The organism is Streptomyces sp. 1-11, from assembly GCF_007176755.1.
GTDB lineage: Bacteria > Actinomycetota > Actinomycetes > Streptomycetales > Streptomycetaceae > Streptomyces.
This window is the reverse complement of the sequence record NZ_BJTV01000008.1, coordinates 134095-148233: the sequence shown is the minus strand read 5'-3', so window position 1 is coordinate 148233 and position 14139 is coordinate 134095. Positions and strand designations below refer to the sequence as shown.

The window sequence follows — 14139 nt, the reverse complement described above, 5'->3', positions numbered from 1 at the left end:
GACCATGTCGATCGACACGACGCGGGGCGTCCTGGGGGACGCCACCGTCGCCGAACTCCGGGCGAACCTGCGCGGCACCGTCGTCCGTCCCGGCGACGCCGCCTACGACGAGGCGCGGGCGGTCTGGAACGCCGCGCACGACAAACGGCCGGCGCTCGTGGTGCGCTGCGCCTGCACCGCGGACGTGATCCGCGCCGTGGAGTTCGCGCGCAGTCAGGACCTGCTGGTCGCCGTGCGGGGCGGCGCGCACAGCATCGCCGGGTTCTCCACCTGCGACGGCGGCATCGTCATCGACCTGTCGCCGATGAAGGGCGCCGTCGTCGATCCGGTGCGCCGCCGGGTGGTGGCCGGGGCGGGGATGACCTGGGGCGAACTCGACCGCGAGACGCAGGCGTTCGGCCTCGCCGTGACCGGCGGGCTGGTGTCCTCCACCGGGATCTCCGGCTTCACGCTGGGCGGCGGGGTGGGCTGGCTGGTGCGCCGGCACGGGCTCGCCTCGGACAACCTCACGGCGGCCGAGGTCGTCACCGCCGACGGCCGCGTGGTCCGCGCGGACGCCGAGCGCGAACCCGAGCTGTTCTGGGCGCTGCGCGGCGGCGGCGGCAACTTCGGCATCGTCACCTCGCTGGAGTTCCGGCTGCACCCGGTCGGGCCCCAGGTGCTGGGCGGGCTGATCTTCTACCCCCTCTCGCAGGCCCGGCGGGTGGTCACCGGCTGGCGCGACCTGACCGCCGGCATGCCCGACGAGCTGACCACCATGGCCGTGCTGACGACGGCGCCCCCGCTGCCGTTCCTGCCGCCGGAGGCGCACGGGACCCGCGTCGTGGCGCTGGCCGGCATGTACGCGGGCGAGCCGGCCGCGGGCGAGGCGGCCGTGGGCCCGCTGCGCACCCTGGGTGCGCCGATCGCCGACCTCATGGGACCGCTGCCGTACGCGGACATGCAGTCACTGCTCGACCCGCTGTGGACGCCCGGCGCCCACAACTACTTCACCTCGGCGTTCGTCGAGCCGTCCGACGACGCGCTCGACGCGGCGCTGCGGCACCACCTGACCACGCCCACCCCCTTCAGCGAGGTGCACCTGCACCAGCTCGGCGGGGCGTTCGCCCGGGTTCCGGCCGAGGCCACGGCGTTCAGCCGGCGCGCGCCGGGCGTGCTGTGCAACGTGATCGCGCGGTCGCCCGACGCGGCCGGCTTCGACGCGCACGTGGCCTGGGCCCGCGCGGCCCGCGCGGACGTCGCGCGGCACGGTGACGGCTCCATGTACGTGAACTTCACCGGTGACGCCGCCGAGGACCGGGTGCGCGCCTCGTACCCCGGCGCGGTGCACGACCGGCTGGTCCGGGTGAAGGACGCCTACGACCCGACGAACCTGTTCCGCCTCAACCAGAACATCCGCCCTTCGGCGGCGGCCTGAGAACGCCGGCCGCGCGCTCCGGGCGGGGCGTGCGGCCCCGCCGCCCGGCCAGCGGCGGCGGGGCCGGGGGGGGGAGGCGGGCTCCGACGGCCCGGTGCGCGGGCCGCCGGAGCCCGCGGGGCTACGTGGGGCGGGGTGGTCTGACCCAGCCCAGGGAGCGTTCGACGGCTCGCTGCCAGTCCTCGTACTCCGCGTCGCGCAGGGCGGGGTCCATGTCGGGCAGCCACTGCCCGGCCCGGTGCCAGTTGCGGCGCAGGACCTCGAGGTCCGGCCAGTAACCGGCGGCGAGCCCGGCGGCGTAGGCGGCGCCGAGGGAGACGGTCTCGGCGACCATGGGCCGCACCACCGGGACGTCGAGCACGTCGGCGACGAACTGCATCAGCAGGTTGTTCGCGGTCATGCCGCCGTCCACCTTCAGCTCCCGCAGCGCCACCGAGGAGTCGGCGTTCATCGCGTCGACCACCTCCCGGGTCTGCCAGCCGGTGGCCTCCAGCACCGCCCGGGCCAGGTGGCCGCTGGTGATGTAGGAGGTGAGGCCGACGATCACCCCGCGCGCGTCACTGCGCCAGCGGGGCGCGAACAGGCCGGAGAACGCGGGGACGATGTAGCAGCCGCCGTTGTCCTCGACCGTCAGCGCCAGGGTCTCGATCTCCGGCGCGCTGTTGATCAGCCGCAGCCGGTCGCGGAACCACTGGACCAGTGAGCCGGTGACGGCGATGGAGCCCTCCAGGGCGTACACGGGCGGCCGGTCGTCGATCCGGTAGGCGACGGTGGTCAGGAGCCCGTGCCGGGAGCGGACCGGCTCGGCGCCGGTGTTGAGCAGCAGGAAGCTGCCCGTGCCGTAGGTGCACTTGGCCTCGCCCGGGGCGAAGCAGGTCTGGCCGAACAGGGCCGCCTGCTGGTCGCCGAGCGCGGCCGTGATCCACACCCCCGGCAGCAGGGCGCCGGCCTCGGCGTAGGGCACGGCGGAGGACCGGATCTCGGGCAGCATCGCACGGGGCACGCCGAAGAACGCCAGGAGCTCCTCGTCCCAGGCGAGGGTGCGGATGTTCATCAGCATGGTGCGGCTGGCGTTGGTGGCGTCGGTGATGTGCAGTCCGCCGTCGGCGCCGCCGGTGAGGTTCCAGATCAGCCAGGTCTCCATCGTGCCGAACAGCACCTCGCCGTCCCTGGCACGCCGCTCCAGGCCCTCGACGTGGTCGAAGAGCCAGCGCAGCCGCAGCGCGGAGAAGTAGGTGGAGGGCGGCAGACCGCACCGGTCGAGGAAGAACTCCTTGCCGGGGTCGCGTCCGAGGGCCTCGACGAGCGGCTCGGTGCGGGTGTCCTGCCAGACGATGGCCCGGTCCAGCGGGACGCCGGTGCGCCGGTCCCACAGCACGGTCGTCTCCCGCTGGTTGGCCAGGCCGATGGCGGCGATCCGTCCCGCGTCCACTCCGGCGTCGGACAGCGCCTCGGGCACGACGCGCCGCAGGTTCTGCCAGATCTCGACGGCGTCGTGCTCCACCCAGCCGGGCTTCGGGAAGTGCTGCGCGTGCTCCCGCTGTGCCACGGACACCAGCCGGCCCCGGTGGTCGAACAGGATGCAGCGGGTGGAGTTGGTGCCCTGATCGATGGACATCACGTACCGGTCAACCATGATCGGGTCCACCTTCCGATGCGTCGCGCGGGGAGCGGGAAGGGCCTACCAGCGGGCCGCGCCCAGGTCTTTGGAGATCGCCCGTGCCGCCTCCCGGATCAGGGTGATCAGGTTAGGCCGGGGCCGGCCCTGGTTGTCGCAGACCCGCTCGACCGGCCCGGACAGCCCGATCGCGCCGACGACCAGGCCGCCGTGTCCCCGGATCGGCACGGAGACGCCGGCCTCGCCCATGCTCATCTCCTGGATCTCGGCGGCCCATCCCTGCTCCCGCACCTCGGCCAGGGCGCGGTTGAGCCGGTCGGGGCTGACCAGGGTGTGCCGGGTGTAGGTCTCCAGGCCGGACTCGAGGGCCTCCTCGAACGGCGCCGTGCCGAAGGCGAGCAGGACCTTGCCCATGGAGGAGGCGTGCAGCGGCAGCAGCGAGCCCACGTCCAGGGTCTGGAGGCTGTCGTCGGGCCGGAAGACGTGGTGGACGACGAGGACCTTGCCCTCCAGCGGGGTGCCGAGCCGCACCGCCTCCCCGCTGCGGGCGGCCAGGGCGTCGGCCCAGTTGATGGAGCGGGACCGCAGTTCGTTGACGTCGAGGTAGCTGGTGCCGAGGTGCAGCAGTGCGGCCCCGAGCTGGTACTTCCCGGTGGCCGAATCCTGCTCCACGAAGTCCACGTGCTGCAGGGTGCGCAGGATGCCGTGGGCGGTTCCCTTCGCCAGCCCGAGCGACGCGGCCACCTCGCCGAGCCCGAGCCGTCGGGGGCCGCCGGCGAGCAGGCGCAGGATCGCCGCCGCCCGTTCGATCGACTGGACCGGACCGGCCATGGACCGAGCCTATTACCGATGCGGGAGATTCGCTTCGCGTGCGCGGGAGACGTACGGTGGCCCCGCGAGCAAGGGCGCCGTTCGGCAATGCCGACCCCTGTTCATTGACCGGTCCGCCGGCGCTCCCTAGCGTGCCATGCAGACCCGGCACCGGCCGGGGGCCGGGCGCCTGGCCCGCAGTGCTTCACCCCCCAGGAGACCATCATGGCGGTACAGCTCAATACGCTGGCGCGGGAGACGCGCGAACAGGTCTTCGCGCTGCCGCCCTTCGCCGGGGCCGTCTCGGCCGTGCGCCGGCGGGTGAACGCGCTCCTCGCGGACTGGGAGGTCTCCCCCTCGGTCGTCGAGGACGCGCTGCTGGTGGTGTCGGAACTGCTGACCAACGCGATCGTGCACGCGCTGCCGCCGGCGGTGCTGCGGCTCTCCTGGACGCTCGGCGGCGGACCCGGCGTGCTGCGGGTGGAGGTCACCGACGCGGGCCCGGCCCGGCCCGGGGGGCAGTCGCCCGCGTGGGCCGACCCGGACGAGCACGGGCGGGGCGAGGGCATCGTGCACGCCCTGGCCACCCGACACGGCATGGACGTCCGTCCCGGCCGGTTCACCCGCTGGGCCGACCTCGTGGCGGCCTGAGCACCGCCGTCAGCGCGATCCGGCGCGGCGGCCGGCGGCCACGTTCCGGGCGCCGGGCCTCACGCTGACGTCGTCGCCCTCCGCGGCCGGCCAGCGCCCGCCGTCCGCCGGCCCGCCGTCCGCCCGCCCGCTCCCGTCGGCCCGATCAAGGCGGTGGCCAGGGGCAGCCCGGTCTCCCGGGCCAGTTGCTCGGCGGGTGCGCCGTTCTGGTGCGCGCCGACCGCTTCGAGGAGCCGGAACGCGCGCCGCACGGACGTGATCAGGGTGGGGCTGTCGTGGGCGCGCACAGCACCAGCGGCGCCGGGCGCCCGGCACGGGCGGGACTCGCGCCGGGCGCCGGGCGGTCAGCTGGCCGCGGCCACGCGGACGGACAGATCGTTGTCGAGCGTGTAGTAGGCCCGCAGGGCGACGGAGGCCGCCCTTGCGGCCGGGTGGACGAACGAGGCCTTGCGGTCCGCCACGTCGTCCAGCAGCCGGGCGACCCGCACCGGGGGCTCGTCGGCGCCGGGGTGGACGAAGACGTCCCAGACGCCGCCCTCGGCCGGGGTTCCGGCGGCCAGGTCCGCGTGGTCCACGGTGAAGGCGAAGCCTCGGCGGTCGCCGTCGGGCACCGGCCGGACGTCCCGCCCGGGGCCGCTGCTCCCCCGCATCCGCAGGCGGACGACGGCGCCGTCCTGGAGCGTGGCGCCGTGCAGCCGGGCGGTGACCGTCGTCGACCGGTCGCCGACGTCGATCCGGCCGGCCTCCACGTGGACAGGGCGCAGCCAGGTCCGCACCGCGAGATACCCCTCCTTGGTCGCGTACGGGATCCGCACCGCCACCGGCGACGGCCGGTCCCTGAGGTGCCCGTCGACGAGGGCCCGCAGGTCGCGCAGGCCGGACCGCAGCCGTACGGGTGCGTCGTCGTCGGGATCGCACAGCAGGAAGGCGTCCCAGCGGCCCTCCTCCAGGGCGGGCAGTGGTTCCAGGACGGCACGCGACGGCCCGTCGGCCACGGCCTCCAGGGCGAGGACGCGCCGGGCGGCGACGGGTTCGCCGTTCCTGGGCCGCAGCCGCAGCAGGAGGTGCGGACGGGTGGCCGCCGCGGGCACCGGCAGTTCGAGGACGATGCGGCCCTCGGCGTCCACGACGCAGTTCACGCGCGCTCCGGCGCCGCTTCCCGTGGTCATCGCTGCCCCCCGCGCAGAGTCCGCAGCATCCGCCCGGAGGCGGTGCTGGCGATGTCGCGAGCCGCGAACCCGTGGCTCGCCATGCTCCGGCGCACGTCCCGCCGCGTCCCCCTGCGGCCGCGCCCCGCCGCCCGGGCCGCCGCGGCCTCCGCCAGCAGGCCCTCCGCCCGCGCCACCACGCTGCCGGGAGCGAAGCGCCGGGCGTTCTCGGCGGCCGCCCGTCCCATGGCCCGGCGGCGTTCGTCGTCGCGGACCAGCTCCAGCAGCGCCGAGCCCAGCCGGTCCCGGTCCCCGACCGGCACCAGCCGGCCGTCCACCCCGTCCTGGATGATCTCGGCCGGACCGTAGGGGCAGTCGGTGCTCACGACCGGCAGGCCGCAGCGCATGGCCTCGACGATGGTCATGCCGAACGGTTCGAAGGAGGAGGTGGACACCGCGATGGACGCCTTCACCCACTCCGCCTCCATGGGCGCTGCGGGGCCCATCAGGAAGGCGTTGTTGCTGAGCCCGAGCCGCTCGATGCGGGCCCGCAGCGCGTCCCGCTGCTCGCCCGCCCCGTAGATGCGCAGGTGCCAGTCGGGGTGCTCGCAGGCGACCCTGGCGAACGCCTGGATGAGCAGGTCGTAGCGCTTGACCGGGACCAGCCGGCCGGCCGCCACGATCATCTTCGCGCGCCCGTCGGCGGGCGCCAGCACCGGATCGGGCACGCTGTTCGGCAGGGCCTCGACGCGGACGCCGGGCAGGTGCATCCGGCGCCGGTAGTCGCGGGCGTCCGCCTCGGTGACCGTGGTGAGGACGTCCAGACGCCGGTAGGCCCGGCGCAGCGCGGTGCGCAGCCGCGGCGGGTGGTTGTCCAGCGTGAGGTGTTCCTGGCCGACGCGCAGCACCCGCTCGGGCGCCTGCAGCGCGAGGTGCACGTTGAGTCCGGGCCGGGTGCCGATGACCACGTCGGCGTCGGTGGCCGCCAGGCACTCGGCGATCCGCTCGTCCGTCAGGCGGCTGTACTGGCGGTAGCGGTACTCGGCGGCGGGGAACACCTTCGCGGGCGTCCGGTGCGACGCGTGGTCCTTCTCCTGCCGCAGGTCGACCAGCGGCCGCAGCCTCACCCGGGGGTCGGGGGTGAGCTGGGGGCGCTTGCGGTGCCGCAACACGGAGACGATCTCCACGTCGTGCCGCTCGGCCAGTGCCTGGGCCAGGTTGAACGTCGTGGTGATCGTCCCCCCGATCCCGTAGGCGTTGTGGAGCAGGAAAGAGATCTTCATGCCGGAGCAGACGTCGGCAACTCCCCGGCAGTTGTGCACTGTTATCAGTTCGTGTCTCCGGAAGCGGGGCGGGGCGGCGCGGCCGATGGCCGAGGGGGGCGAACATGCCGCTGGGTGGAGCAATCACCGGTGCGCCGCGGCCCGGCGCACCAGGCTGGGGCCGTCGGGATCATGTGACGGGAGTGGCGAGTGCGCGGGGTGAAGCACGGACGTGCCGGTCACGGGCCGGGGGACGGCACCGTCTCGCGGATCGGGCCGCCGGTGGCCCCGTCGTGGATGCGCTGGCTGCCGGTCGTGTTCGTCGCGGCCGTGCTGCTGCTGGAGCCCTTCACCCCCGTGCAGTGGCCGGTGAGTTTCGTGCTGATCGCCCTGCCGCTGGTGACCGCGTTCGCCCACCGGCCCGCCGTCGTGGTCGCCGCCACCGCGTTCGCCGTGTTCCTGGAGGGGGTGCTGGCCGGCACCCCGTGCTGCGCCGGCCGGGACGTGGGCTACCTGTGGGAGCGGCACTACGTCGCCGCGTACGTGTGCACCGCTCTGGTCGGCGCCCTCGGCACGATCCTGGCCGCGCACCGCATCCGCCGTGAGCGCACCCTGGCGGACGTGCGCTTCGTGGCCGACATCGCGCAGCGGGTGCTGCTCCGGCCGGTACCGCACCGGATCGGCGACCTGTGCCTGGAGAGCCTGTACCTCTCGGCGGCGGCGGAGGCGCGCATCGGCGGCGACCTGTACGAGGCGGTGCCCACCCGGTTCGGTGTCCGGCTGATCGTCGGCGACGTCCGTGGCAAGGGGCTGCTGGCCGTGGAGACCGCGGCCGCCCTGCTCGGCGCGTTCCGCGAGGCGGCGCACGACGAGCCCGACCTGCCCGCGCTGGCGGCCCGGGTGGAGACGAGCATGAGCCGCAGGGCGACACAGCTCGGCGGCAGCGAGGCCGGCGAACGGTTCGTCACCGCCGTGTTCGCCGAGGTGCCGCAGGGGGGCCGGGTCGTCCGCGTCGTCAACTGCGGCCACCCTCCGCCGCTGCTCATCCTTCCCGGTGAGGTGCGCGAGCTGGACCGGGGGCGGTCGGCGCCGCCGCTGAACCTCGGCGTACTGGTCGGGGACGCGTACCACGTCGACGCCTACCCGTTCCGGCCCGGTGATCAGCTCCTGCTGTACACGGACGGCGTCACGGAGACACGGAACGCGGACGGCTGCTTCTACCCGCTGACCGAGCGCCTGCGCCAGTGGGGCCCGCTGCCGCCCCGGGAGCTGCTGGACCGGCTCCACCACGACCTGCTGGCCTACAGCGACAACCGGCTGCAGGACGACACCGCGGCGCTGGCCGCCTGCCTGCTCGCCGACGAGCCGGCGGAGGGCGGGCCGGGGACGGGCGGGCCAGGGGCGGCCGGGCCGGCGGGGAGCGGGCCGGGGGCGGGTCAGCCTTAGAGAGCAGCGGGGACCGGGCCGGGGCGGGTCAGCCGTAGGGACCGGCGGCGCGGTCAGAAGGCCGTGTGCGCGAACCAGTGGTCGAGGAGCGCGGTCTCGCCCGTGACGTCGAAGGCGGGATCCTCGCGGGACATGCGGCCGTACAGCAGGAGCAGCAGGTCCGCCGCCCGCCCGTGTACGGCCGCCGTGCACGGGCCGGGCCGCGCCGCGCCGCCGTCCGCGGGCGGCAGCGGGGACAGGCCGTCCGGGGCGAGCCGCACCCGCCATTCCTCGCCGGAGTCCGCGCACCGGAACGCGATGGTCTCGCCGTCGCCGCGCAACTCCCGCACACCGGGGGCGAACAGGCCCGCGTGGGGCAGGTTGACGAGGAACTCGTCCACCCCGTCCGCCGCCGCCGCGCGGCCGATGTCCGGCTCCCGGCCGACGGCGCGCTCCGCGTCCACCCGGTGCACGAGTGTCTCGAACAGCATCCGGCGGGCCCAGAACCGGGCGTGCGGGTCCGCGCCCCAGGTCCACATCGGGGCCCCGGGGTCGGTGTTCCGCAGTACGGCCGCCACCTCGGGCACCCCGGCCGCCACCCAGCCGGGGTAGGCGGCCGGGCTGTCCGGCAGCCCCAGTTCCACGTCCCGGGAGCGTGGCGGCTCCTGGACCAGCCCGGTCAGCAGCGCGCAGAACCAGCGCTGCAGCCCGCCCACGTGCCGGGCCAGGTCGGCGAGGGTCCAGCCGGGGCACGAGGGCACCGCGCTCGTGGGGTCGGCGCCGTCGACCGCCTCGGCGAAGCGCAGCGTCTCGCGTGCGATCGCCTCGACGTAGGTTTCGTACGGCAGCGGGTGCCCCGCCCTGTTCGTGCTGTCCATCGGCCGTGCCCGTCGTCGTGCGGAGATCCGTCGCGTCCAGTGTGGACGCTGGAGTCCGCTCGAAGGCAAGCCGGGCGGACGGCCGCCGGTCAGCCGAGTCCGAGGACGCTCATGGTGCGCTCGGCCATGCGCTGTTCGCCCAGGGCGTTGGGGTGTACGGGCACGATGTTCTGCCCGAACAGCAGGGGTTCGATCCACCGGGTACCGGCGGCCTGGCAGGCGTCGTGGCCCGTGGACGCCTGCGCGAAGTCCACGTACACGGCCCCCGTCTCCTCGGCGGCGCGCCGTACGACGGCGTTGAGGTGGGCCTGCATGGCGTGCAGGTAGGGCACGTCCCCCGAGGCGATCGGCAGTCTGGCGAAGCAGGACGGGTCGGCGGTGGCGGGCGTGATCCACGGGTAGCCGAGCACCGCCACCCGGGCCCCCGGCGCCTTGGCCCGGACGCTGCCCAGGGCCCGCTTCAGGGCGGGGTAGGTGTTCGCGTCGATCGCGTCGTCGAAGGAGGTGCCGTACTTGTCCTTGCAGGGGCTGCCCTGTCCGGCGCTGAGGACGCCGGCGGTGCCGCAGGACAGGATGGCGTTGATGAAGGTGCCGTTGTCGTTGCCGCCGATCGTCAGGGTCACCAGGTCGGTGTCGGCGGTGACCGCGTTCACCTGCGGCGCGACACCGGGGTACTGGGCGGCGGTGAAGTCCTTGGTCTGGGCGGCGCCGCAGGTGACGTCGGTGAGGCGGGCGCCCGTGCGGGAGGCGAGGACGTGCGGGTAGTTGGCGGTGGAGCGCAGGCAGAGCGGGCTGGAGAGGTCGACCGGCAGGACGCCCGAGGCGGCGCTGTAACTGTCGCCGAGGGCCGCGTACTTCAGCGGGGTGGCGGCCTGGGCGGTGGTACCGGTGAGGCCGAGCGCCAGGGCACCGGTGGCGGCTGCTGTCGCGGTCATGACACGGCGCAGTGCGGGCATGTGCATCTGCTCTCTCTTCTCGGTGGGGGCGCGTGGGGCGCGTGGGGAGCGCGCGGGCACGGCGGTGCCCCGCGGGCTTGGTTCACGAGAACGGTGCGGCTCGAGCAGGGCGGAGTGCCGGCCGGCGGAGCGCGGGCTCGAACGCGCACGTCGACGGCCGTGCAGAACCGGTCGCGGGATTACCGGACGGTTCTACTGATAGGTAATGTGCGGGCGCCGCAGCGGCGAGTCAACTATGTTGACGGAACTTCTTGAAACACTCACGTATCCCGATCATCCAGCCGGTCAGCGGCCGTTTCACGCCCCGTCGGCGCAGCGGGCGCCGAGAGCCCGGGAAGCCGGGCGGGGCGCCGCCTAAGCTGTGCCGCATGCTGCAGACCGGTTCCGGTTCCACCACCCGTGACGCCATCCACGAGGCAGCCGCCCGGCTGTTCCGGGACCAGGGGTTCGCCAGGACCACGGTCCGCCGGATCGCCGCGGCCGCCGGGACCGACCCGGCGCTGGTGATCCGTCACTTCAAGAGCAAGGAACTGCTGTTCCTGGAGACGATGCACCTGGCCCTCGACAACGAGCCGCTGTTCGACGTGCCGCTGGAGCAGCTCGGCGAACGGCTCGCCGAACTCCTCCTCGACCTGGACGGCACCGCCCGCGGCATCTTCCTGGCCCTGGTGCACGGCAGCGGCGAACCGCAGATCCTCGACCGGCTGCGCGAGACCCACGAGAAGACGCTGATCGCACCCCTGCGCGACCGGCTGCGCGGACCCGACGCCGACCTGCGCGCCCGGCTGGCGGCGGCGATGTCGGGCGGTCTGCTCTACGGCCTGTGGGTGGCCCGGGACGAGGGCCTGCTGGGCGCCGACCGCAAGGAACTCATCCGGCGCTACGGCGCGCTCCTGCAGGAGGTCCTGACCCCGCGCGAATGAACCGCTCCCCCGTACGGGCTCCCCCACGCGTACGCCCGCCCGAGGAAGCCCACGCGCGTGCGCCCGCACGAGGACGCCCGTACGTGTACGCCCGGCGAGCGGCGCTCAGTTGCCCGCAGACCCTGCCGAACCGGGCGTGTAGTCGCTCATCTCGTACCGGACCTCGTCGTCGACGGCGGTGGCCGACCAGTCCACGGTGATACGGCGCGGGTACCCGGCGGAGGCGTACCGCACGTCGGCCTGGTCCGCGCCCTCGCGCCGCGCCCGCTCCAGTTCCCGCAGCAGCGTGCCGATCGTGGGCACGAGCGTGGGCGAGCGCCGGACGGCGGCGCGGCTCTCCGCGTCCAGGCCGGCCGCGCGCACCACCTTCCCGGCCCGCACGGTCACCCGGAAGGTGCCGGTCAGCGGCCGCTCCCCGCCGGTCGAGCGCAACGTGTAGGTGTACGCGGACGGCTCATGCCAGGCGGTGGTCTGCGCCGGACGGGTGGACACGGTGTGCCCCTGGCAGGCGGCGGCCGCGCAGACCAGGCCTGCGATCGACGCGAGGCGCGTCAGCGGGGAGCGGGATGTGGAACGCACGGATGCCATGGGACACCTCTCGTATGGTCGGCCGTCCCTCCTTCGACGCCGGTGCGGGGCTGGACGTTCGACCGGAGTCCGTGGACGTCCCGGTCACCGGACGGAGGCCCGGGACAGGGTGCGGCTCACCCGGGCGCCCACGGCCGCGACGAGCAGGACCGCGCACCCGGCGAACACCAGCCCGGCGTCGCGCAGTCCCAGCGCCGACGTCAGCGCACCCACCCCGACGACCGGCAGGGAGATGCCCACGTAGGCGACGACGAAGAACGCCGAGATGGTGGCGCCCTGGTGGGCCTCCGGCGCCGCCGAGCTGACCTCGCTCAGGCCCGCCCGGAACGCCATGCCCTGGCCGGCGCCACCGGTCAGCGCGCCGGCGAGCAGCAACGGGAAGGAGGTCAGCAGCAGGGACAGCGCGATCAGGACGAGTCCGGCGACGAGCACCGCGCAGCCCCAGGGCAGGGCGCGGCGGGCGCCGATCCGGCCCATGAGCAGCTGTCCGCCGGTGGAGGCGCAGAACACGCAGAAGACGACGGCGCCGGCGACGGCGAGGTTGCGCTCCCCCAGGGTCTGGTTGAGGAAGGCCGGGGCGACCGCCGTGAACAGCCCGAGCATGGAGAAGCCCGCGAACGCGGCGAGGGCGCAGGGCGCGAACACTCCGCGCACCTCCGGCGGCACGGTCATCCCCTGCGGCCGCAGCGACCCTCGCGGGTCGGAGCGGTGCACGGTCTCCGGAAGCACGCAGACGACGGCGGCCGCCGCCGCGAGCAGGCCCAGGTGGACGGCGAACGGCAGCTTCAGCGGCTGCGGCGCGTACTCGGCCAGGATGCCGGACAGCAGGGGGCCGAGCCCCAGCCCGCCCATGTTGGCGGCGGTCGCCGCGAACCCGGCCCGGGCCTGCCGTCCCTTCGGCGCCAGTTCGAGGACGGCCGCGGTGCCCGTGCCGCTCAGCAGACCGGCCGAGAAGCCCGACAGCACCCGGCCCGCGTACAGCAGCGGCAGTCCGCCCTCGGTCAGGAAGCACACCGCGCTGAGCGCCGACAGGCCCAGCGCCGCCAGCAGCACCGGCCGCCGCCCCAGCACGTCGGAGAAGCCGCCGGCGATCAGCAGGGCGGCGATGACGCCCACCGCGTAGGCGGCGAACACCACCGTCACGACGAGTTCGGAGAAGCCGAGTTGCTGCCGGTACAGCCCGTACAGCGGTGTGGGCAGGGTGGTGCCGAGCATCCCTACGGCGAAGACGGCCGCCGCGGCCGGGTAACCCGGCCGCCGCCGGCCCGTCCGCCGGTCCTGCCCGCTGTCCTCTGTGGCGTCACTGATCACACTCAACCTTAGGCACCGGGCGCCCGGCGGCCGGGTACCGGGGGCCGTCCGTCGGGCACGAGGCGCTTCTCCGGGCGCCGGGACCGGCCGGGCGCTCGGGCCCTAGGTCGAGTCCCGGACCACCAGCTCGGGGTCGAAGACGACCGAGGTGGGGGTGGTGCGGGTGCCGTGGATGTGCTCGTCGAGCAGCCGGGCCATGTCGGCCGCCATGTCCTCCACCGGCTGGCGGACGGTGGTGAGCGCGGGCCGGCAGGTGGCGGCGACGGTGGAGTCGTCGAAGCCGACCACCGCGACGTCCCCGGGCACCCTGCGGCCGCGCTCGCGCAGCACCTGGCAGGCGCCCTGGGCCATCAGGTCGTTCGCCGCGAACACCCCGTCCAGGTCCGGGTGTGCGGCCAGCAGGTCGGTCATGGCGGCGACTCCGCTGTCCAGCGTGAAGCCGCCCTCGGCGACGGGCACGTGGGGGTGGCCGTGGCGGGCCAGGGTGTCGCGGAAGCCGGCCAGCCGCTCCTGGCTCGCGGCGACCGCCAACGGGCCGCAGATCGTGGCCAGTCTGCGCCGGCCGCGGGAGAGCAGGTGCTCCGCGGCGAGCCGGCCGCCGTCCCGGTGGGCCAGGTCGACGTAGCTGAGCGGGACCGGGCGCGAGGGGCGGGCGAAGAGCACCGCGGGCAGCCGGGCCTCGGCGAGCAGCGCGGGCAGCGGGTCGTCGGCGTGGCTGGAGACCACCAGAGCGCCGTCGGCCCGGCCCTGCCGCAGATAGGTCAGCACCTCCTGGCGGGCCTCGGCGGACTCGGCGAACATGAGCACCGGGTGCACCGAGCGGGGCCGCAGCCGACCCACGATCCCGGCGACCACCCGCCCGAAGAAGGGGTCGGCGAACACCCGGGCGGCGAAGGCCGCCTGGGCCTCGCCGGAGGCCTCCCCGGCGCCGGACACGACCAGGGCGACGGTCTCCGCCCGCCGGGTGACGAGGGAGCGGGCGGCCCGGTTGGGCGCGTACCCGGTCCGTTCGATGGCGCGGCGGACCGTCTCCTGGATCGCCGGGTCCACGTTGCGCACGCCGTTGACGACCCGGGAGACGGTAGCCCGGGAGACGCCGGCCTCCCGGGCGACGTCCTCGAGCGTCGGGGCCTGTCTGCTCATCCCCGCACC

Annotated in this window: 13 protein-coding genes and 1 pseudogene; 4 read left to right on the top strand and 10 right to left on the bottom strand. The window is 74.8% G+C overall.

All coding sequences use genetic code 11. The features are described from left to right. The first annotated feature begins 4 nt into the window (after window positions 1–4). Window positions 5–1417: an FAD-binding oxidoreductase gene (locus TNCT1_RS18970; protein ID WP_143633603.1), complete on the top strand. Its 1413-nt coding sequence runs from the start codon at window positions 5–7 to the stop codon at window positions 1415–1417. A 121-nt stretch (window positions 1418–1538) separates the two neighbouring features. Here the strand turns inward: TNCT1_RS18970 and glpK are convergent, their stop codons facing one another. Both glpK and TNCT1_RS18960 read right to left on the bottom strand, forming a co-directional pair. Next, complete coding sequence (gene glpK, locus TNCT1_RS18965; RefSeq protein WP_143633601.1) at window positions 1539–3053, bottom strand: glycerol kinase GlpK; 1515 nt, start codon at window positions 3051–3053, stop codon at window positions 1539–1541. 45 nt (window positions 3054–3098) lie between these two features. After that, complete coding sequence (locus tag TNCT1_RS18960; RefSeq protein ID WP_143633599.1) at window positions 3099–3866, bottom strand: IclR family transcriptional regulator; 768 nt, start codon at window positions 3864–3866, stop codon at window positions 3099–3101. Between the two features lie 204 nt (window positions 3867–4070). Between TNCT1_RS18960 and TNCT1_RS18955 the strand changes: the two genes are divergently transcribed. Then, window positions 4071–4496 carry an ATP-binding protein gene (locus TNCT1_RS18955; protein ID WP_143633597.1) on the top strand — a complete coding sequence of 142 codons (426 nt, stop codon included), beginning with the start codon at window positions 4071–4073 and terminating at the stop codon, window positions 4494–4496. A gap of 149 nt (window positions 4497–4645) precedes the next feature. Here TNCT1_RS18955 and TNCT1_RS18950 read toward each other — a convergent pair. From TNCT1_RS18950 to TNCT1_RS18940, 3 genes and pseudogenes are all read right to left on the bottom strand, one after another. After that, window positions 4646–4783 (bottom strand): annotated as a pseudogene (locus tag TNCT1_RS18950) (helix-turn-helix domain-containing protein); the annotation flags it as partial. Between the two features lie 57 nt (window positions 4784–4840). Next, a complete protein-coding gene (locus tag TNCT1_RS18945) occupies window positions 4841–5665 on the bottom strand; it encodes a transferase (RefSeq protein ID WP_143633595.1) in 825 nt (274 codons plus the stop codon). Further along, entirely contained in the window at window positions 5662–6927 is a 1266-nt protein-coding gene (locus TNCT1_RS18940) for a glycosyltransferase family 4 protein (protein WP_143633593.1), read from the bottom strand. The genes TNCT1_RS18945 and TNCT1_RS18940 overlap by 4 nt, the downstream gene beginning before the upstream one ends. Before the next feature lie 276 nt (window positions 6928–7203). Between TNCT1_RS18940 and TNCT1_RS18935 the strand changes: the two genes are divergently transcribed. After that, window positions 7204–8352, top strand: a complete 1149-nt coding sequence (locus TNCT1_RS18935; RefSeq protein ID WP_143633993.1) for a PP2C family protein-serine/threonine phosphatase — start codon at window positions 7204–7206, stop codon at window positions 8350–8352. Between the two features lie 53 nt (window positions 8353–8405). On the opposite strand, the gene TNCT1_RS18930 is transcribed toward TNCT1_RS18935, so the two are convergent. Together TNCT1_RS18930 and TNCT1_RS18925 are read right to left on the bottom strand one after the other, a co-directional pair. Further along, a complete protein-coding gene (locus tag TNCT1_RS18930; protein WP_143633591.1) occupies window positions 8406–9209 on the bottom strand; it encodes a maleylpyruvate isomerase family mycothiol-dependent enzyme in 804 nt (267 codons plus the stop codon). A gap of 89 nt (window positions 9210–9298) precedes the next feature. Next, a complete protein-coding gene (locus tag TNCT1_RS18925) occupies window positions 9299–10171 on the bottom strand; it encodes an SGNH/GDSL hydrolase family protein (protein ID WP_143633590.1) in 873 nt (290 codons plus the stop codon). Window positions 10172–10533: 362 nt separating this feature from the next. Between TNCT1_RS18925 and TNCT1_RS18920 the strand changes: the two genes are divergently transcribed. Continuing rightward, window positions 10534–11088 (top strand): TetR/AcrR family transcriptional regulator, encoded by a 555-nt coding sequence (locus TNCT1_RS18920; protein ID WP_143633589.1) that lies wholly within the window; start codon window positions 10534–10536, stop codon window positions 11086–11088. A gap of 105 nt (window positions 11089–11193) precedes the next feature. Here TNCT1_RS18920 and TNCT1_RS18915 read toward each other — a convergent pair whose 3' ends face one another. The 3 genes from TNCT1_RS18915 to TNCT1_RS18905 form a co-directional block, all read right to left on the bottom strand. Then, entirely contained in the window at window positions 11194–11667 is a 474-nt protein-coding gene (locus tag TNCT1_RS18915) for a DUF6174 domain-containing protein (protein WP_143633588.1), read from the bottom strand. A 93-nt stretch (window positions 11668–11760) separates the two neighbouring features. Continuing rightward, complete coding sequence (locus TNCT1_RS18910; protein ID WP_373920488.1) at window positions 11761–12984, bottom strand: MFS transporter; 1224 nt, start codon at window positions 12982–12984, stop codon at window positions 11761–11763. 105 nt (window positions 12985–13089) lie between these two features. Further along, complete coding sequence (locus TNCT1_RS18905; protein WP_143633587.1) at window positions 13090–14130, bottom strand: LacI family DNA-binding transcriptional regulator; 1041 nt, start codon at window positions 14128–14130, stop codon at window positions 13090–13092. Window positions 14131–14139: the final 9 nt, after the last annotated feature.

Coding starts and splice junctions, on each gene's coding strand:
- TNCT1_RS18970 (WP_143633603.1), top strand. CDS start 5: ATGTCGATCGACACGACGCGGGGCGTCCTGGGGGACGCCACCGTCGCC.
- glpK (WP_143633601.1), bottom strand. CDS start 3,053: ATGGTTGACCGGTACGTGATGTCCATCGATCAGGGCACCAACTCCACC.
- TNCT1_RS18960 (WP_143633599.1), bottom strand. CDS start 3,866: ATGGCCGGTCCGGTCCAGTCGATCGAACGGGCGGCGGCGATCCTGCGC.
- TNCT1_RS18955 (WP_143633597.1), top strand. CDS start 4,071: ATGGCGGTACAGCTCAATACGCTGGCGCGGGAGACGCGCGAACAGGTC.
- TNCT1_RS18945 (WP_143633595.1), bottom strand. CDS start 5,665: ATGACCACGGGAAGCGGCGCCGGAGCGCGCGTGAACTGCGTCGTGGAC.
- TNCT1_RS18940 (WP_143633593.1), bottom strand. CDS start 6,927: ATGAAGATCTCTTTCCTGCTCCACAACGCCTACGGGATCGGGGGGACG.
- TNCT1_RS18935 (WP_143633993.1), top strand. CDS start 7,204: ATGCGCTGGCTGCCGGTCGTGTTCGTCGCGGCCGTGCTGCTGCTGGAG.
- TNCT1_RS18930 (WP_143633591.1), bottom strand. CDS start 9,209: ATGGACAGCACGAACAGGGCGGGGCACCCGCTGCCGTACGAAACCTAC.
- TNCT1_RS18925 (WP_143633590.1), bottom strand. CDS start 10,171: ATGCACATGCCCGCACTGCGCCGTGTCATGACCGCGACAGCAGCCGCC.
- TNCT1_RS18920 (WP_143633589.1), top strand. CDS start 10,534: ATGCTGCAGACCGGTTCCGGTTCCACCACCCGTGACGCCATCCACGAG.
- TNCT1_RS18905 (WP_143633587.1), bottom strand. CDS start 14,130: ATGAGCAGACAGGCCCCGACGCTCGAGGACGTCGCCCGGGAGGCCGGC.